We start from the raw sequence: 19,043 nt of genomic DNA on the forward strand, positions 1-19,043 counted from the left end.
ATGCCGGCGGGGATCCATATGGACTGTATGGTGATTTTCGGCAAAAGAAAACCACCCCCCACGTTACGAAAATGAACCCACCTAAAACAGGTGGGTGCCCTCATCGACTGTTCCAGCGTCCTTAACAACGAAGGATACCTGTACTAGGTACGACTGTGTGGGCTCCCTAAATAAACGCGACGGTTCACCCAGTTGCTCCGCGGGGGGCGGAATACCTACATCATAAAGCGGCACTTTATCGATTCCAGTCTTGACATTACAAAAATCGTGTCGGACGATTACGGCGCCTTAGGGACGGAGCCGTCTACGCGGTCTGGCCCTTTACGTTTGAGCTGCTGAATCGTTGTTTTGGAGCATGTTTTTATGCCGACGTCGTTGACCGAACTTTTTTCGCCCGCCTGCCATTTGTGTCCGCGCCGTTGCGGTGCGGCGCGCGATGAGGGCGCGCGCGGCGTATGCGGTGCTAACGACACGCTCAGGGTGGCCCGCGCGGCGCTTCATATGTGGGAGGAGCCGCCTATCTCGGGCGAGGCCGGTTCGGGCACGATCTTCTTTAGCGGTTGCTCGCTTAAATGTATCTACTGCCAGAACCACGAGATCTCGACCGGCAATTTTGGCCTTGAGATTTCGTCTGAGCGTCTGGTCGAGATTATGCTGGAACTGCAGGACCAGGGTGCCAACAACATCAATTTGGTGACGGCGACGCACTATGCGCACCTGTTGCCTGCCGCGATTGCCGCGGCACGGGCGCGCGGGCTGGTCATCCCGATCGTCTACAACACGAGTGGTTACGAGCGTGCGAGTGCCGTGGCGGCGCTGGGCGACCTGGTCGATGTGTGGCTCACCGACTTTAAATATGCCGATGCCGGGCTTGCGCAGTCGCTTTCTCATATTAAGGACTACCCGCGCGTGGCCGTGTCGGGTCTGGCCCAGATGGCGCGCGAGATCGATCGCCGCGGGGGAGAGTTGGTGGACGAGGACGGACTTATGAAGCGCGGTATGATCGTGCGCCACCTGGTGCTTCCGGGGCATGCGGACGATTCGTGTCGCGTACTGGACCTAGTGTGGCAGACGGTGGGCGATGTACCGATCTCGGTCATGAACCAGTACACGCCCAATGCGCTTATGCGCGAGCAGGGCAGCGACTTGGCACGCGCCGTGACGCGCGAGGAGTACGAGCAGGTGCTCGACCATGCCGACGACCTGGGCTTTACGACGATGTTCTGGCAAGAGGGCGGCGCGGTAGACGAGAGCTTCACCCCGGTCTTCGACACCACCGGCGTCCTCACCAGCGCAAAGTAGGGCGTTCGTCGATGATTTTTCTGGGACGGGGATTAAATAATCATCGAGAGGATCGCCTGTCCGAAAAGTTGTCAAAATACCCGCGCCCCAAAAAGACTGGTTATTGGGCGTTGACAGTTGGCGAGCCGTAGGTAAAATATCAACTTGTCCTGGGGACGTAGCTCAGTTGGGAGAGCGCTGCCGTCGCATGGCAGAGGCCGAGGGTTCGACTCCCTTCGTCTCCACCCTTGGATTTGATAAGCCGCTGACATTGTGTCGGCGGCTTTTTTTAAAAGAAAGGGCTGTACCATGGCCGAGCTTGAGTCCCAACCATTGTCCGACGAGGAGCGCGCTGAGTTGGAAGAGCTCCGCGCCGAGAAGGCCCGCCGCGAGGCTCGTGAAGAGGCCCGTCGCGAGCGTGAGGAGCTGGCTGTCCTGCGTGCCGAGCGTGCGAAGGCCGAGGAGATCGCCGCGAACGCCGCATCCGCATCGGCGCCCGCGCCCGCACCCAAGCCCGCTGCTGCGAAGCCTGCACCTGCCGCGCCCAAACCTCAGCCTAAAAAGGCCGCTCGTCCCAAGTCCGTCGAGCCTAAGCCGAGTCGTGACGAGATGACCTTTGCCCAGCGCATGGTTACCTCCAAGGAGCCTACGGGCGAGAACGAGATCCCTGGCATGGCGCCGGCTCAAAAAATCATCATTGTCCTTGCCCTCATCGCGTTTGTTATCTTTATGGGCTACACGATCCTGACCAGCATGGGCCTGCTCTAACCGATTTGCATCGGGCGTCATGTCCGCATGCTCTGCTCTCGTCCAACCCTCAAATTCTGCACCACACATCCGAAAGGTCGCCCCATGGCTTTGACCGACATCTCTCATCCCACCGACATCGCAATGCTCACCGATCTGTACGAGCTCACTATGGCCCAGGGCCTGTGGGAGAGCGGCAAGGCCAATGAGCAGGGTTGTTTTACCGCGTTTTACCGCGACCATCCCTTTGGCAGCGCCTATGCCGTCATGTGCGGCACCGCCGAGCTGCCCGAGCTGGTCGAGAATCTGCGTTTTACGCCCGAGGACATCGACTACCTCGCCTCGCTCCAGGCCCCTGCTGGCGGTGCGATGTTCAAGTCTGGATTCCTCGACTACCTGCGCGATTTTCGTGCGCATGTAAACATCGACGCCGTGCCCGAGGGCGAGCTCGTCTTTCCGCGCGAGCCCATGGTGCGCGTCACCGGCCCCGCGCTGGAGTGCCAGCTGCTCGAGACGGCGCTGCTCAACATCGTCGGGTTCCAGACGCTTGTCGCCACCAAGACGGCGCGCGTGGTGCTCGCCGCCGACGGTCGCCCCGTGGCGGAGTTTGGCCTGCGCCGAGCCCAGGGTCCCGATGGCGGCCTGGCCGTTGCGCGCGCGAGCTACGTTGCCGGCTGCTCCTCTACGTCCAATGTGCTCGCCGGCCGCCGCTACGGTATTCCCGTCTTTGGCACGCATGCTCACAGCTGGGTGATGAGCTTCGATTCCGAGCTCGAGGCCTTCCGTGCCTTTGCCAAATCGAGCCCCAAGAACTGCACGCTGCTCATCGACACCTATGACGTGCGCGAGGGCTGTGAACATGCCATTACGGTTGCCAAGGAGATGGAAGCGGTGGGCGAGCGCTTGTCGGCCATTCGCATTGACTCCGGCGACCTCGCCAAGCTCTCCAAGTATGTTCGCGGCCGTTTTGATGCCGAGGGCCTGCCCTATGTGGGGATCTCGGTTTCTAACGATCTGGATGAGTACACGATTCAGTCGCTGCTCGACCAGGGCGCGCCCATCGACAGCTTTGGCGTGGGTACCAAGCTTGCGACCTGCTATGACCAGCCGGCGCTGGGCGGCGTGTACAAGCTTTCCGCCCGCCGTGCGAGCGAGGCAGATCCATGGACGCCGGTGGTCAAGCTCTCCGAGCAGCCCTACAAGCGCACGATCCCGGGTGTGCAACGCGTGCGCCGTTATTACGACGGCTTTGGCGGCCCGGTCTGCGACATGATCTACGACGAGGACCATCTGGCGGGGGAGGGCGCCGCGCGCGGCAATACCCTCGTGGCCGTGAATGATGCCGCCTTGGTGACCGACGTGTCCGAACTTGAGTATCGCGAGCTGCTGGTGCCGATCGTGCGCGATGGCAGTGCGGTGGCTCCGCGTGAGAGCATCCAGGACGCGCGCGAGCGCTGTGCTTGGGCGCTCGATCATCTGGACGCAGCTTTCAAGCGCTTCCTGTACCCGCAGACCTATGTGGTGGGCATGGAGCAGGGCCTGGCTCAGGTGCGCGACGAGCTCGTGCGCAAGAACATGGCCGCGGCTTCTGCCTTTCCCTGGGCTCACTAATTCCTTGGGCGGTAGGGGCGAGTCACGCTCCCTTGGCCGCCAGCTCGGCCGTTCGCTGAACAGTTGATTGGTTTGACGTATGACGACTTCTTATAAAACGATGGTGGTAAAGATCGGTTCGTCCACGGTGGTGGGCGCCGATGGCAAGGTCAACCGCGCCTTTATCGGCGGACTTGCCGATCAAGCCGCAGCGCTGCGCAAGCTCGGCTGGCGTCTGGTCGTGGTGAGCTCGGGCGCTATTGCCTGTGGCTATCCCGTGTTGGGCTTCGACCGCAAGCCGGTCGGCGACCTTCCGAGCCTGCAGGCCTGCGCCTCGGCTGGTCAGTGCATCATCTCGTCGGCCTACGACGAGGAGTTCCATGCGCGCGACCTGCTCACCTCACTCGTACTGCTCACGCGCCACGACACGGCCCGCCGCACGTCCTACCTGCACGCACGCGACGCCCTGCTGCGCCTGGTGGAGCTGGGCGTGGTGCCGGTCGTCAACGAGAACGATACCGTCACCGTCGACGAGATCAAGTTTGGCGACAACGACACGCTGGCGGCGCTTGTGAGCTGCCTGGTTTCTGCCGATCTGTGCGTGACGCTCTCGGACATCGATGGCCTCTATACCGCCAATCCGCACGAGGACCCCACGGCCGAGTTTGTTCCTGTCGTGCATAAGATCGATGCCAAGATTATTGCCTCGGCGGGTGATTCTTCCACATCGGTGGGCACGGGCGGCATGATTACCAAGATCCGCGCGAGCCGCATCCTGATGACGGCGGGCATTCAGAGCGTGATTTGCTCGGGCGAGGAGCCCGATGCGCTCGTGCGCCTCGCCCGCGGCGAGAGCGTGGGCACGCTGTTCGATCCGCCGGCGGAGCGTCTGGACATCGCACCCCGCAAGCTGTGGATCGCACTGGGCGACAAGGCGCATGGCTCGGTGACGGTCGATGATGGTGCTGCGAAGGCGCTGGTCAGCCGTGGCTCTTCCCTGCTTGCGGTGGGTATTCGCGAGGTCGATGGCCAGTTTGCCGAGGGCGATGTGCTCGACGTGTGCGACCCGAGCGGTATGGTTGTCGCCCGCGGTATCGCCGAGGCCGATTCGGACGTGCTGGAACTTGCTGCCGGTCGCCGCCAGGACCAGATCGCCAGCAACCGCCTGCTGGCAGACCTGGCCGAGAAGCCGGCGATCCATCGAGATAATTTGATCGTCTTCGCCTAACGGGTCGACGCTGCGCGCCGCCCAGAGCGACAATTTGTCATTCAAAAGGTGAGGCATGACCATCAGGTCTATGCCTCACCTTTTTCATGCCAACTTGTTCGCTCTGGGCGGCGCTCGCTTCTTTTGTTCGACCTACGATTTACAGCCACTCGCTTAGGGGCGTTTTCGCTTTCCGTCCTCTACCTGCGGCATTGTCGTTGTCGGCACTTATCCGTCACTTGGGGACGTTCCTTATGTGCCGGCACTTTGGGACACTCCTTTGCTAGAAGATCTGGCGCAGGTCTCCGCGGTTGAGGGCTTCGTCGAAGAGGTGCTTGAATACCACGCTGCCGTGCAGGCCGTCGTGCTCGAACTCGTTGGTCACCCAGGCATGCGAGTTGCCCACGCGGCTGAGCGCATCAAGCTGCAGGCCCGAATCCACGTACATGTCGTCGAAATACACCGCGGCCTGCAGGGGCACCTCGTTGCACGCCAGTCGCTGCGGGTCGTAGATCTTGTCCCAGCTGGTGTCTTCCATCAGCAGGTCCATGGCGGGCTTGAAAGGCTTGAGCTCGGGCATCTGCTCGAACATCCACGGGAACATGGCCTCGCCGGTAAACATGAGCGGGCGCGCGAGTGTGTCGAACTCGGCACGATGGGCCTTCTCCTCTGCTGCGGCCCAGCGAATGGGCATGGTGTCGCCGTCGGCGTAGATAAACTCCTGCAGTGTCCAGTACAGCGGGTTCGTGCGTGTGTTGGTGCGCTCGAAGGCGCGCATCAAAAAGCTGTCGGATACCGAGGAGCCGCAGCTCAGCGTACCGTCGCCAGTAACAAAAGCGTGATCGATAGTCCAATGCATGCGCTCAAAGCTCGGCTTCATGCCAAAGTCGCTGCCCATGAGCTGTAGGCGCTCGACCGTCATCGGCGAGCCGTCGGGCAGCACGGGCTTCTGAGCCTCGAGCGCATCGGCCAGGGCTGCCACGCGCTCGACGTCAGCGGGATAGCGGTCATAATACTGCTGCGTCTTGGCGGCCATGCGCGGGAAGGTGTGCGCGTAGACCTCGCTTGCGCTCGCCGGTACGTGGGGGATGCCGCCGCAGGTAAAGCTCGCCGCCACGCCCTCGGGGAAGAGCGACAGGTAGCTCAGCGTCAAAAAACCGCCGTAGCTTTGGCCGAGCGTGACCCACGGCTTGCCGCCAAAGCCCACTAGGCGCAGGTACTCAAAATCGCGCACGATGGAGCTGGCGAGGTGGCGCTTGAGGAAGTCCGCCTGCGAGCGTGCTGTATCGGCGCCGGCGGCCGTTGCGCGATCACCCAGTGCCTTGATCGTGCGTCCGTCCACGCAGCTACTGCGTCCGGTGCCGCGCTGGTCGGGAAGGACCACGCGGAAGTGCTTGACGGCCTCCTTGATCCAGCCGTCGCTTGTGGGCGACAGCGGACGTGGGCTCTCGCCGCCGGGGCCGCCCTGCAAAAACAGGAGCAGCGGCAGATCGTCGTTGATGCGGTCGGGCGCGCTAACCACGCGGTAGAAGAGCTTGATGCTCTCGGGCGCGCCGGCGATGGGTGCCGGCATGGCGCCGCGGCGCATGGTACTGCCGACGGCCAGGAGCATCGGCTCCAGGCCGCGCCAGTCAAGGGGGACGTCGATGCTGTGGTCCTCGACGTAAAGGCCGGGGACGTGGTACGAAGTGATGAGGGCCATGTGAGTCTTCCGTTCGTTGCGGTGTTTCGGGTTGACCAATTCTACCGCCGCGGGCGAGGCCATGCGCAAATCGGCTACCATGGTTGCAAACTTCTAGGAGAAAGGGCCGCCCATGTCGGTCGATATAGCCACGTATGTCCACGATCTTGCCGTTGCCGCCAAGGCAGCGTCGGCCTCGCTTGCCACGGCGAGCGATGAGCAGCGCCAGGAGGCCGTGCGCGCCATGGCCGCAGCACTGCGCAACGGTGTCGACTCCATCGTCGCCGCCAACGAGCTCGATATGTCCGCCGCGCGCGATGCGGGCACCTCGGCCGGACTGCTCGATCGCCTGCTGCTGACGCCCGAGCGCGTCGAGGGCATGGCCGCCGGCCTGGAAAAGCTCGCCGAGCTGCCCGATCCCGTGGGCCGCGTGCTCGACCACCGCGTGCTTGCAAGTGGCGTGGACCTGACCCGTGTGAGTGTGCCGCTGGGCCTGGTCGCTATGGTCTACGAGGCGCGCCCCAACGTGACGGCCGACGCCGCAGGCATCTGCATCCGTACCGGCAACGCCTGCATTCTGCGCGGCGGCTCGCTGGCCTATCACTCGTGTGCCATGATTTCTGAGCTGCTGGCCGATGCGCTCGAGGCCAAGGGCTTCCCGCGCGAGGCCGTGTCGATGATCGAGTCCACCGACCGCGAGGCCACCGGCGAGCTCATGAAGCTCCGCGGTATTGTCGACGTACTCATTCCGCGCGGCGGTGCAGGCCTGATCCAGCGCTGCGTGCGCGAGTCGCTTGTGCCGGTGATCGAGACGGGCACGGGCAACTGCCACATCTACGTGCATGAATCCGCCGACTTTGATAAGGCGCTCAACATTATCGTTAATGCCAAGACCCAGCGCGTAGGCGTGTGCAATGCTGCCGAGTCGCTGCTGGTCGACCATGCTGTGGTCAATGCGTTTTTGCCTGCGGTCGTTGCCGTGCTGCACGACCACGGCGTGCTCATTCACGGCGACGAGGCCACGTGCGCCGCGTGCGCCGACGCCGGCTTTGTGGAGGGCGATGACTACGTCGCCGCGACTGAGGAGGACTGGGGTCGCGAGTACCTGGCGCTCGAGATGAGCGTGAAGGTCGTGGCAAACGAGGACGAGGCCATCGCACACATCAACCGCTACGGCACGATGCACTCCGAGGCCATCGTTGCCGAGGACACGGATGCTTGCGAGCGCTTCCTGGATGCGGTCGATGCCTCGGCCGTGTACGCCAACGCCAGCACGCGCTTCACCGACGGCGGCGAGTTTGGCCTGGGCGCCGAGATCGGCATCTCGACCCAAAAGCTCCACGCCCGTGGCCCCTTTGCCGCCGAGGCCCTCACCACCTACAAATACAAGCTCCGCGGCACCGGCCAGGTCCGCCCCTAAACCTACCAAAAAGGGACAGGTTTATTTTGGCAGGTTTTATCTGCGGTTTTGCCGGGCGACGCGTTCGCCCGGCTTTTTCCTCCGCATGCTTTTTCTGCCTTTCGGCTTGAGCCTCGGCGATATACGATAGTGACACCGTGTCTTAGCACCGACTCACCTGGAGGTATTGCCATGTCCCAGACGCTTTCCGCCGGAATCACCCGCGACCGTGCGTTCGAATTGCTCAACGAGCACAACAAGGACCCGTTCCACATCAACCACGGCGAAACGGTCGAGGGCACCATGCGCTACTTTGCGCGCGAGTTCGACCCCGAGAACGAGGAGTTTTGGGGCATCGTCGGTTTGCTGCACGACCTGGATTGGGAGGAGCATGAGGACGATCCCGTGAACCACACCATCTATGCGGCCGAGATCCTTGAGGGCGAGGGTGCCTCTCCCGAACTCATTCGCGCTATTCAGACGCACACGTCCGATTTCAATACCTCGCTGCCCAAGCCCGAGCTGCAGATGGAGAAGATCCTGTTTGCTTGCGACGAGCTCACCGGCCTGATCGGTGCTGCCGTGATCATGCGTCCGAGCAAGAGCGTCATGGACTTTACGGCCAAGTCGCTCAAGAAGAAGTTCAAGGACAAGCGCTTTGCCGCCGGCTGCTCGCGCGACGTGATTTCGCAGGGCGCCGAGATGCTCGGCTGGGAGCTCCCCGAGCTCTTTGACCGCACCATCGCGGCCATGCAGTCCTTCGCGCCCGACCGCGACACCTTCCAGGCCTAACCTGCCAAATTGGGACAGGTTTATTTTGGTAGATTTTATCTGGGAAAACGCTTCCGTTGGACGTTATTCAGCGGAAGCGTTTTCTGTTTGACATGGAGACGCTGGCGAATGCGGTGCCTCGCGGCAGGCAGTTGCGCTTCGCCGTATCCGTAACTCGGTAAACGCGACGTTAGGACGCGTTCTTGATAATCCATGTTCCCAGTCCGGTCAGCAGCTGAACCTGCTTAACCGTTAGCCCTTGTTTTCGAAGCGCGAGAATCGCCTCATTGCGAAGTGGCTTGGAGACGGATTTAAGTTCCGTCGGAGCACATCCTGCGACACTCTGCACGATTGCCGTGCCAAATTCGCATAGATCTTCCTCGCGAACCTTGGCTGTTGCGCTGGGGCGATAGGGAAGCGACGGCGTGCTTTCCATGAGCTTAAGGTATGAGCGAGGTGTTGGGAATAAAACACCGACAACGCTGCCGGTGACATGCGGCCGTGACCTGGCGCTCATTAGATACTCGCGATGGCTGCTCCAGGGATATTCGTCATATGCCGCCAGTCCTGCTTTTTGTGGATTCAGATGGATGTATCGAATTGCTTCGAGTAAATATACTTCCGACTTAATGGGCGAATCCCAAAACCGTTCCTGAAACACGTGGCCGATATGCCCTGTCCGCGCATTGTACCTGCCCGCATACGATACGGCTACCGCGTGCATCGCGTCGCTCTTACGGTCGTCCGGATCGTCGATGAGTAGATGAATGTGGCTCCCCATAAGACACCAAGCGATAAGCTCGATATTGTGTTTGGGGAGGATCGCATCGAGGATCTGAAGCATGGCGATTCGGTCCTCGGCATCGTCAAACAGCAATTGCCCTCCGTTTCCACGCAACGTGACGTGGAAATAACCGGTTGGTGACTTTGAACGAGGTTTTCTCGGCATGGCCCCTCCTTTAGCTTGGATGGGCTGAAGATACCTCATTCGGGGGCTTCGGTTGTCGAGATTCAGTTCACCGACTATAGCTGCTACCTGCCGAAATATAATTGCGTTTTCAAATTGATGCTTTTTAATGGTAATTGAGTAAGACGGGCGCGCTTGTTGTGGATGCGGGCGTTGGTTACGTCGATCTGGACGGCCCTTGCGTGATGTCATCGCAAATGGGCTTCACGCATTTTTACGGCGATAGAAAAATGGTCGGGCGCTCTTAAACAAAACGGAGCACCCGACCATTTACTGATTGTTTGTTGATGTTTGGCCAGATAAAACCTGCCAAAATAAACCTGTCCCTTTTTGGCAGGTTAATTGAGGGCGGCTTGAGCTAGACGGGCTTCGGCGGCCTCCTCGGTGACACCAAGGGCTACGGCGAACTCCTCGATGGAGCGGCGTTTGGCCTCCTTGAGTACGCGCATGTAGTAGGAGCTGGGTTTTTTATCAGCTTCCTCGGCCTGGCGAATGCGGTGCATCATGGTCTTTGCCACACGGACCGTCTCGGGCGCGCCCAGCTTGAGCTGCTGCTTAAAGTGCGTCTCCTCAAGTGAACTGTTGCGCTCGGTAAAAGTGTCGCACTCCAGCTCGTCATAGTGGCTCAGCAGGTGCTCGGCATCTTGCTGCGAGATGGCGGCGTGCAAACGGTCGGCCTGCGCCACGGGGTACATGAGGATCGTCTGCGCATGTCCCTGCTTGGTCTCGAGCAGTAGCATGGGCTGCGGTGTGTCGTCCCTAAAACCGACGACGGTGCAGACTCCCTGACCCGGATGAATGACGTGTTGACCGATTGAGAACATGCTACCTCCAACTTATACGAATTTACGTATGTCTAGAATAACACGCTGACGTGCGCAAACCCTTACTTTATGCAGGAAAAGCACACAACTCCGATAGGTAAGAGTATTCGATAACAGGCGCAGCTCATTCACACCTTTATGCATTTTCGTCGCCTGCATAATCTGCAGGCAGACTGGCATCTTTGAGTGACTCCATACAAGCTGTAGTCAATTTTGTGCATATGCAATATCGATTGGCTTTACCCTGCGACAGTGCCCGTCGCTTGTGATAGAGTGCTACAAACTCTGGCTTTTGCCCTACGAGTGACCAAGAGCTCGGGGGCTTTAACACAAGGAGGATCTATGCCCGAGAAGATTGAAGAGCTGGTACGCGCTGCGCTTGCTGCGGCCCAGGAGGCCGGCGACCTTTCCGCATTTGAACTTGACGATTGCGCCATCGAGCGACCGGCTGACACTTCTCATGGCGAGTGGACCTCCACCATGGCCCTGAAGTCCGCCAAGCTGGCCCATTGCGCCCCGCGCAAGATCGCCGAGGCCATCGTTGCCCATATGCCCGAGGACCCCGCGATCGAGAAGGTCGAGATCGCAGGCCCCGGCTTCATCAACTTCTACCTCTCCGTTGCCGTCAAGAATGCCATCTTTGGCGAGGCTCGCGAGAAGGGTATGGACTTCGCTAAGTCCAACGTCGGTGGCGGCCTGAAGACCCAGGTCGAGTTCGTCTCCGCCAACCCCGTCGGCCCCATGCACATCGGCCATGGCCGCTGGGCCGCTCTGGGCGACTCCCTTTGCCGCGTTATGGACCACGCCGGTTACGACATCCAGCGTGAGTTCTACATCAACGACCACGGCTCTCAGATGAACACCTTCGGCAACTCCATCAGCACGCGCTATATGCAGCTTGCCGACATCATCGCCAAGCAGGGCGTGGATATCGATGAGGCTCACAAGCTGCTGATCGCCGACCGCGACGCCTTCGTTGCCGACGAGAACGACGAGCATCCCGAGACCCATCCGTACCAGGATAACTTTGCCGAGACCCTTGGCAAGGACTCCTATGGCGGCGACTACATTATCGACGAGGCCGCCGAGTTCTGGCGCACCGACGGCGATAAGTGGGTCAACGCCGATCCTCAGGAGCGCATGGAGAGCTTCCGCGAGCGCGGCTATGTGAAGATGGTCGACAACATGCGCGACCTCTGCCACGCCGTCAATTGCGACTTCGATCGTTGGTACTCCGAGCGTTCGCTGTACGTGAAGGACACCGAGGGCGAGACCGCCGGCACCTCTGCCGTCGACCGCGCTTTTGAGAAGCTCGACAAGATGGGCTACCTCTACACCAAGGACGGTGCCCTGTGGTTCCGCTCCACCGACCTGGGCGATGACAAGGACCGCGTCCTGATCAAGTCCGACGGCGAGTACACCTACTTCGCCTCCGACGTTGCCTATCACTGGGATAAGTTCCAGCGCGTCGACCACGTCATCGACATCTGGGGCGCCGACCACCACGGCTACATCGAGCGCGTCCGCTGCGTCTGCGACGCTCTGGGTTACCCCGGCAAGTTTGAGGTTCTGCTGGGCCAGCTCGTCAACCTGCTGCGCAACGGCAAGCCCGTCCGTATGTCCAAGCGCAAGGGCACCATGGTGACCCTGCAGGAGCTCGTCGACGAGGTTGGCTCCGACGCCGCTCGTTACACGCTCATCTCCAAGAGCTCTAACCAGATGGTCGACTTCGACATCGAGGCCGTTAAGAAGCGCGACAACTCCAATCCGGTGTACTACGTGCAGTATGCTCACGCTCGCGTCTGCTCCATCCTGCGCCGTGCCGCTGACGTAACGCCTGAGCAGGCTGACGAGATGGGCATGAAGGCCGTTGCCGCCAAGGCCATCGGTGAGAACGTCGATTACTCGCTGCTGACTGACCCTACCGAGCTCGCCCTTTCGCGTAAGCTCAACGAGCTCACCGACCTCATCGCCAGCTGCGCTCGCGACCGCGCCCCGTTCCGTCTGACGCACTTTGCCGAGGAGCTCGCCGGCGACTTCCACAGCTTCTACGCTGCCTGCCAGGTGCTGCCGAGCGAGGGCCGTCCCGTCGACCCCGAGCTTTCGCGTGCCCGTCTGGCCGCATGCGACGCCGTCCGCGTGACGCTCGCCTTGGTGCTCACCCTCGTTGGCGTTTCTGCGCCCGAGCAGATGTAATCTGCGAGTCATTTGACCGTACAGACTTGGTTTAACTAAGCCTTGAAAGCCCGATCTCCTACGGAGGTCGGGCTTTTTTGCAAACGCCGACGTATTGACGAATTTGGAACTGCTGGAAATACGAAACTATGCGGGTTTACTACGATGAATTGAGATATTCCAACCACGCCGGCTTTTCGCTAAAAAGTGCAAGGCATCTACCTGCGGTTTTAGTTCAACAAGTTTCGGAGTGGTCGCGGTTGAGCGATTCATCGTAGTAAACCGCCATAGTTTTGGCGGAGGCAGTCAGATTTGTGGGTGTTAAACCAAAGAGTGTCCCTTTTGACTAGTCGTTTAAGAACGTCCCCAATGACTAAGTTGCAGGTGGCGGCGGTTGTGTTACACTTACGCTGCGTAATTGACGCAATCATCTCGATACAGATCAATGATGTCCGTCGTCTTGAACGGAACTAGACTGTTTAGCCGCCCTGAAGGTTTATGCAGGGAGCATGTGATCACAGGGCTTGAAAAGAAAGTTGAGCAAACACTGTGTCTGATCAACAGCAAGAAAACGAAATAACGACGACGCAGGCCGCTCCCGCTGCACCGGTTGCGTCGGACCAGGTCGCGGCGCCCGCGCAAGCCTCGGCTCCTGAGACGCCTAAGGCTGCTTCGACGCCTACGCCTGTAGCGGCTGAGAAGGCCGTGCCTGCAACTGGTGAGGAGGCTGCTCCGACAAAGCCCAAGCGCACGCGCCGCACGGCCAAGCCTGACGCTGACGGCGAGGAGGTCACCAAGCCCAAGCGCCGTACTACGCGCACGACGCGCGCCAAGCGCACCGTTGCAGCTGACTCCTCGGCGCCGATTTCCGATGAGGTCGCGCAGGCACGTGCGTTGGCGCAGATTAGCGAGGCTCAGGTGGTGCGCGCCCGGCGTCGTGCTGCCGAGCGCGAGGCCGCGGCTCTGACCGAGCTTGCAGCTCCGTCTGTGCCCGAGACCCCTGCCGCCGACCAGCCGACCGAGAAGCCGGTACCGCGCACGCGCCGTCGCACGGCTGTTAAGGCCGAGCAGGTTGCTGAACAGGTAACCCCTGAGCTCACTGAGGCTTCGGTCCGTTCCACGGCAGGGGAGGGCGCATCGCCTGCTGAGCCCGCTGCGCCTGTCGAGGCCAGCGAAGTTCCCGTTGTCGATCCGGCTTTGCGCCCGCACCGTCGCGGTCGCAAGCCGAAAGCCTTCGTCGAGGCAGAGAAGGCCGCAGCCGCAGCCGCAGCTGCTCGGGATGCTGCGGCGACCGCCGAGTCTGCAACTGCTGCCGATGCACCCGTTCAGGATGCTACGACTTCCGAGGCCGCTCCCGCCGATGCCGAGCCCGCCGACGTCCGCCCCGGTCGCAGCCGTCGCACTGCTGCTAAGCGCACGTCCAAGGCTAAGGCTGCCAAGAAGGGTACGTCCGAGGATTCCGACGAGACGACCGCCGATGCATCGATTGATGCCGTCGAGCCCCAGGACGTCGAACAGCCTGCGTCCGAGAAGCCCAAGCGAGGTCGTAAGAAGTCCGTTAAGGCCAAGGCTTCCGAGCAGCAGGCTGATGTCGAAGCGGAGGTCGGTTCTGGCGCCGAGGCCAATGAAACCACTGCGGCCAATGCCGACGCCGCCGCAACCGATGGTGCCGCGCCCGCCGAGGGCGAAGACGGCACTCGTCCCAACCGTCGCCAGCACAAGCGCAACGACGAGCGCAATGAGCGCAAGGACGAGCGCAACAACGACCGTCGCAACCGCCAGCGCGATCGCAAACAGCGCAACAAGGAGCGCAACGCCGCCCCCACCGAACCCACGCTTTCGCGTGAGGAGCTCGCTGCCATGAAGGTCGCCGAACTGCGCGAGAAGGCCAAGGAGTTCGAGATCGAGACGACCGGCAAGAAGAAATCCGAGCTCGTCGAGGAGATCTACACCACCGCCGCGAAGGCCGAGGGCTTCCGCGACATCAAGGGCATTCTGCAGATTCGCCCGGACAGCTCCGGCATCATCCACGCCCATGGCTACATGAAGTCCAACGACGACGCCTTCGTGCCCGCCTATCTCATCCGCTCCGCGCGCCTGCGCACGGGCGACGTCATCGAGGGCTCGCTGCGTCCTTCGCGCGGCGGCGACAAGCGCGCCGGCCTCGCCAAAATCACGACCGTCAACGGTCTGGACCCCGAGCAGATTCGCAACCGTCCCAAATTCGGCGACCTCACCCCGGTCTATCCCAATGAGCCGCTGCGCATGGAGCACGGCAAGGACTCCATTACCGGTCGCGCCATCGACATCGTGTCGCCGATCGGCAAAGGTCAGCGTGGCCTGATCGTGTCCCCGCCCAAGGCCGGCAAGACCACGATCCTCAAGAAGATCTGCCAGTCTATCTCGATTAACAACCCCGAGGTGCACCTCATCTGTCTGCTCGTCGACGAGCGCCCCGAAGAGGTCACCGATATGCAGCGTTCCATTAAGGGCGAGGTTGTGGCGTCGACCTTCGATATGCCCGCCGACAACCACACTCGCGTGGCAGAGCTCGTCATCGAGCGTGCCAAGCGCATCGTGGAGCTGGGTGGCGATGTCGTGGTGGTGCTCGACTCCATCACGCGTCTTGCCCGCGCCTACAACTTGGCGGCGCCCGCCTCAGGCCGCATCCTTTCGGGCGGCGTCGATTCGGCGGCCCTGTATCCTCCCAAGCGCTTCCTGGGCGCAGCCCGTAATATCGAGAACGGTGGCTCGCTCACCATCCTGGCCTCTGCCCTCATCGACACCGGTTCCAAGATGGACGAGGTTATCTTTGAGGAGTTCAAGGGCACCGGCAACATGGAGCTTAAGCTCGACCGCGACCTGGCCGACCGCCGTATCTTCCCGGCTATCGACCCCGTTGCCTCCGGTACGCGTAACGAGGACCTGTTGGTCGACGAGCAGATGCGTCCGTTTGTCTTTGGTCTGCGTCGCATTCTTGCCGGCATGAACAACACCGAGCGCGCAGCCGCGTCGTTTATCAAGGGTCTTAAGGGCACCAACACCAACCAGGAGTTCCTGGTGCGTTCGGCCAAAAAACACAGCGACTACGAGCAGACGTTCTAGGTTGTCATCCACACGCAGCGATAGTCATCAATGCAATAAAGGGTCGGGGCTTTGAGCCTCGGCCCTTTTCCATATCGCCGTTCGTCACCATTTTTTGACCATAAGACCGACGAGCAGCAGGTTTCCCGTTTCAATCCGACATCGTCGCTTGCAATCGACTGGGCGGTTTCGCATAATAGCTTTTAAGCTTCGCGACGGAAAACGCAGATGAAACGAACCATATACCGTTGCTTTGGGGCATAGCCCCGCTTCATCTTCTCTCGCGCAGCCAACTAAATGATGCGATTTGGGTGCTGGAAGATGGGGAGAGCTCATGGCTTCTTCTGATGCAACACAACGAGCAGTCCTTGCCGGACTTTCGTGCGGGATAGGCCTTGCCGCTCCCGTGGTTATGTATGCCGCGACGCTGCCGTTTTCGTCGGTGAACGAGACGGTCGTGGCGGGTGCGGTTCCCTTCGCCGTGGGCGCGGTGGCGGGCGTGGGTATCTATGCCGCCTCGCTGGGTATTTCCGAGTACCGTGCGCAGCGTGAAGAGCGTCTGTTCCAGCCCGATGCCATGGGCGGTGCCGCCAATCTCAATCAGCATCAAAGCGAGTTCAAGACAGCCTCGATTCCAGCCCAGCAGCAGGATGCGACTCCTTACACTGTGGCTTCTGCTTCTCAGACTCAGTCGGAGCAGTCTACCTCGGCATTCCTTTCCGGCCTGACTGGTGCGTTCCAGCGCCGTCATGCCGATGATGGTGTCCCTACCATCGCTCGAGCCGCAGATGCTATGGACGAGGACGAGGCTTGGTCCATGATCGACAGTATGCTCGACGACGATTCGCCGGTGAGCTGCGACCCTGCACACTCGCGCGACGTCTATCAAGTCGCCATCGACGAGCTCACCAACGGCGGGCAGACCGGCTCCCTCAATCGCGACGACATCGCCGCCGCGGCGCGTGCCGTGTCGGGCTCCCAGGCCGCCCCTGCGGGCAGCACGGCGGCTTTCGTGGCACTCGTTGCCAACGCGGCATCCAATAACGCCTACAGCGCTAACTCGGCGGACGCGAACGCTTCTGTCGACAATTCGTACGTTGATGAAGCCATGACCGCGGACGAGGAGGCCGTTGCCGCCCGCCGTGCCGCCGAGAGCTCGCTTTGGGGCGCTACTGCCCAGCAGCAGGCGGCTGAGGCTGCGCCGTACAATGCAAACCTCGCCAGCATGCCTATCATCTCCGGTGCCGCGGACATCGATCTCGATGACCTCGATGAGCCTGCAGCCATCACCGCATCGATTGATGCCCAAGATCGCATCGACACCGGCGACCTTCCGGACGCCTCGCTCGAGGTTGATGTTCCCATGGCCGATTACTCAGGCCACGAGGACATGTGGGCCGCCGCCACCGCGATTCTGGATGAGATTGACGAGCCTGCTCCTGTTGCAGCCCCCGCTCCCGTCGCTGCCCCTCAGCCTGCTGCCCCCGCCTATGTCGGCCGTCACAGCGCTGTGTTCCCCGAGGATACCGCCCGTATCTCGCGCGAGAGCATCGAGCGGGCCGAGGCTATTGCCGCCGGTATTATGGAAAATCGTCGTCACGAGCGCGTCAATCAGATCCTCGAGGAAGAGATCGAGCGCCTGCAGTCCTCTACCGCCAAGCGTACGGGCCGTGCCTATCTGAGCGTTATCGAGGGCGGTACCGCCAGCTTTGCGCCGCTCCGCGCGGAGGCATAACTTCTGCATGGTTAAGATCAATCGAAAATGGGCGGTCGCGACCTGCCTGATGGCGCTCTTGATCTGGGGCAATTCGCTGGTCCCCGGCTCGGGGTCGGGCTCGCTGAGCCTAACGGTCATGGAAGCTATCCGCGGTTTCCTGCACGGCGTGGGACTTCCATATGAATGGGTGACCAATTTTGTTGTTCGCAAGTGCGCGCATTTTACCGAGTATATGGTGCTTGGCATCCTGGCAACGCACGCCTTTGATTTTGAGGGCCGGCGCACCTTTGACGTGCTGCTGCCCACGGCGGTGTTCCTGCTGCTGATTCCCTCGATTGACGAGACGATTCAGCTCTTTGTGCCGGGACGCGCCGGCATGATCACCGATGTGATGATCGACTGCTGTGGAGCGGCAACGGGCGTTGTGCTCCGATATCTCTTACGGTCGCTGATGTACGCCAAAAAAGCCGCCTAGGACGTACTGTTTGGTCCTAGGCGGCCTTTTTTATTTGAGGGCTTATATGAGGTGTGGTGGCGTCGTTCCGTAGGTCAGATTTCCCGGGCGCGCCACGCCCTGTGGGTGCGTCTGCTACTGAAGCGCCTGTGCGCCCAGGGCCAGACAGCCCATGATGCCCTGCTTGCCCTCGAGGCTGTTGTTGACGATGTAGTTATCGATGTCGTTGACCTCGGGCGTGACGATATAGCCGTTGAGCATTTCGGCGCACTTCTTGCGTGCGAGCGGGACGATGGGGGTGTGGTCGGCCACGCCGCCGCCGATGATGATCTTTTGCGGCGCGTAGCACAGCGTGTAGGTCATGAGTGCCTGTGCCAGATAGCCGGCGAGCAGGTCCATGGCCTCCGGGTCATCGGCCATGTCTCCGGCGCTCTTGCCATCCCAGCGCTTTTTTACGCCGGGGCCGGCGATGAGGCCCTCGAGACAGTTGTCGTGGAAGGGGCAGGCGCTGTGCTCGCCAATGGTGTCGCGCGGGTCGCGCGTGACCAGGATGTGGCCAGCCTCGGGATGCATCATGCCGTGCACGAGCTTACCGCCCGAGAGCACGCCGGCGCCCACGCCGGTACCGATGGTCAGATACACAACGTCAGTGAGGCCCTGGGCGCAACCAAAGGTGACCTCGCCCAGGCAGGCGACGTTGACGTCGGTATCGTAGCCGCAAGGGATATTGAGCTCGTTTTGGATAGTGCCCAGCAGGTCAAAGTAGCGCCATGCCGTTTTGGGCGTCTCTAGGATCTTGCCGTATTGGGGCGAAGCGGGGTTGACTGCGGTGGGGCCAAACGCGCCGATGCCCAGCGCGGCGATGCCCTTGTTCGCAAACCACGCGTTGACGGCCTCAACGGTCTCCTGCGGGGTCGTGGTCGCGATCTGCTCACGTTCCAGGACCGTACCGTCTGCATAGCCCGTGGCGCAGACCATCTTGGTGCCGCCGGCCTCGAGCGCTCCGATAAGCTGCTGCTCTGCCATAGTGTTCCTCTCTCTGGGACGAGTTACTCCGTGACTAAAGTATAGCGCTCTAAACCATTTAAGAAAGCGCTATAAAAAGAGGCCTCGCAACGCGGCGAGCGGTGCGAGGCCTCTTTGGTT

14 protein-coding genes and 1 tRNA gene are annotated in these 19,043 nt (G+C 61.1%); 11 read left to right on the forward strand and 4 right to left on the reverse strand.

Annotated features, from left to right (window positions below; genetic code table 11):
* Nucleotides 1–363 precede the first annotated feature (363 nt).
* From PMX60_RS00865 to proB, 5 genes are all read left to right on the forward strand, one after another.
* The gene (locus PMX60_RS00865) at nt 364–1,302 is read left to right on the forward strand and encodes a radical SAM protein (protein ID WP_117776140.1); all 939 of its coding nucleotides are present in this window, start codon (nt 364–366) and stop codon (nt 1,300–1,302) included.
* Nucleotides 1,303–1,453: 151 nt separating this feature from the next.
* Nucleotides 1,454–1,526 (forward strand) — tRNA-Ala (locus PMX60_RS00870).
* Between the two features lie 64 nt (nt 1,527–1,590).
* The gene (locus tag PMX60_RS00875) at nt 1,591–2,049 is read left to right on the forward strand and encodes a hypothetical protein (RefSeq protein WP_195622502.1); all 459 of its coding nucleotides are present in this window, start codon (nt 1,591–1,593) and stop codon (nt 2,047–2,049) included.
* An 84-nt stretch (nt 2,050–2,133) separates the two neighbouring features.
* On the forward strand, nt 2,134–3,639 hold the full coding sequence (locus PMX60_RS00880; RefSeq protein WP_006235474.1) for a nicotinate phosphoribosyltransferase: 1,506 nt from the start codon (nt 2,134–2,136) through the stop codon (nt 3,637–3,639).
* A gap of 79 nt (nt 3,640–3,718) precedes the next feature.
* On the forward strand, nt 3,719–4,846 hold the full coding sequence (gene proB, locus PMX60_RS00885) for a glutamate 5-kinase (protein ID WP_117766921.1): 1,128 nt from the start codon (nt 3,719–3,721) through the stop codon (nt 4,844–4,846).
* 262 nt (nt 4,847–5,108) lie between these two features.
* Here the strand turns inward: proB and PMX60_RS00890 are convergent, their stop codons facing one another.
* Nucleotides 5,109–6,527 (reverse strand): alpha/beta fold hydrolase, encoded by a 1,419-nt coding sequence (locus PMX60_RS00890; RefSeq protein WP_271746560.1) that lies wholly within the window; start codon nt 6,525–6,527, stop codon nt 5,109–5,111.
* Nucleotides 6,528–6,639: 112 nt separating this feature from the next.
* Here PMX60_RS00890 and PMX60_RS00895 point away from each other — a divergent pair, with 112 nt between their 5' ends.
* Nucleotides 6,640–7,926, forward strand: a complete 1,287-nt coding sequence (locus PMX60_RS00895) for a glutamate-5-semialdehyde dehydrogenase (protein ID WP_271746561.1) — start codon at nt 6,640–6,642, stop codon at nt 7,924–7,926.
* A gap of 171 nt (nt 7,927–8,097) precedes the next feature.
* Entirely contained in the window at nt 8,098–8,697 is a 600-nt protein-coding gene (locus PMX60_RS00900) for an HD domain-containing protein (protein ID WP_271746562.1), read from the forward strand.
* A 169-nt stretch (nt 8,698–8,866) separates the two neighbouring features.
* Here PMX60_RS00900 and PMX60_RS00905 read toward each other — a convergent pair whose 3' ends face one another.
* Together PMX60_RS00905 and PMX60_RS00910 are read right to left on the reverse strand one after the other, a co-directional pair.
* Complete coding sequence (locus tag PMX60_RS00905; protein WP_271746563.1) at nt 8,867–9,625, reverse strand: transposase; 759 nt, start codon at nt 9,623–9,625, stop codon at nt 8,867–8,869.
* A gap of 356 nt (nt 9,626–9,981) precedes the next feature.
* Nucleotides 9,982–10,467, reverse strand: coding sequence for a CarD family transcriptional regulator (locus tag PMX60_RS00910; protein ID WP_006235480.1), 486 nt, complete (start codon nt 10,465–10,467; stop codon nt 9,982–9,984).
* A gap of 342 nt (nt 10,468–10,809) precedes the next feature.
* On the opposite strand from PMX60_RS00910, the gene argS reads away from it, so the two are divergent.
* The 4 genes from argS (at nt 10,810) to PMX60_RS00930 (ending at nt 17,918) form a co-directional block, all read left to right on the forward strand.
* Entirely contained in the window at nt 10,810–12,663 is a 1,854-nt protein-coding gene (gene argS / locus PMX60_RS00915) for an arginine--tRNA ligase (protein ID WP_006235481.1), read from the forward strand.
* Between the two features lie 528 nt (nt 12,664–13,191).
* Nucleotides 13,192–15,747: a transcription termination factor Rho gene (gene rho / locus PMX60_RS00920; RefSeq protein WP_271746564.1), complete on the forward strand. Its 2,556-nt coding sequence runs from the start codon at nt 13,192–13,194 to the stop codon at nt 15,745–15,747.
* Between the two features lie 313 nt (nt 15,748–16,060).
* Nucleotides 16,061–17,461 carry a hypothetical protein gene (locus tag PMX60_RS00925; RefSeq protein ID WP_271746565.1) on the forward strand — a complete coding sequence of 467 codons (1,401 nt, stop codon included), beginning with the start codon at nt 16,061–16,063 and terminating at the stop codon, nt 17,459–17,461.
* Nucleotides 17,462–17,468: 7 nt separating this feature from the next.
* Complete coding sequence (locus tag PMX60_RS00930; RefSeq protein WP_271746566.1) at nt 17,469–17,918, forward strand: VanZ family protein; 450 nt, start codon at nt 17,469–17,471, stop codon at nt 17,916–17,918.
* Nucleotides 17,919–18,032: 114 nt separating this feature from the next.
* Here PMX60_RS00930 and PMX60_RS00935 read toward each other — a convergent pair whose 3' ends face one another.
* Nucleotides 18,033–18,923, reverse strand: coding sequence for an ROK family protein (locus tag PMX60_RS00935; protein WP_117770214.1), 891 nt, complete (start codon nt 18,921–18,923; stop codon nt 18,033–18,035).
* Between the last annotated feature and the right edge of the window lie 120 nt (nt 18,924–19,043).

The organism is Collinsella aerofaciens, from assembly GCF_028206995.1.
Taxonomy (GTDB): domain Bacteria; phylum Actinomycetota; class Coriobacteriia; order Coriobacteriales; family Coriobacteriaceae; genus Collinsella; species Collinsella aerofaciens_AQ.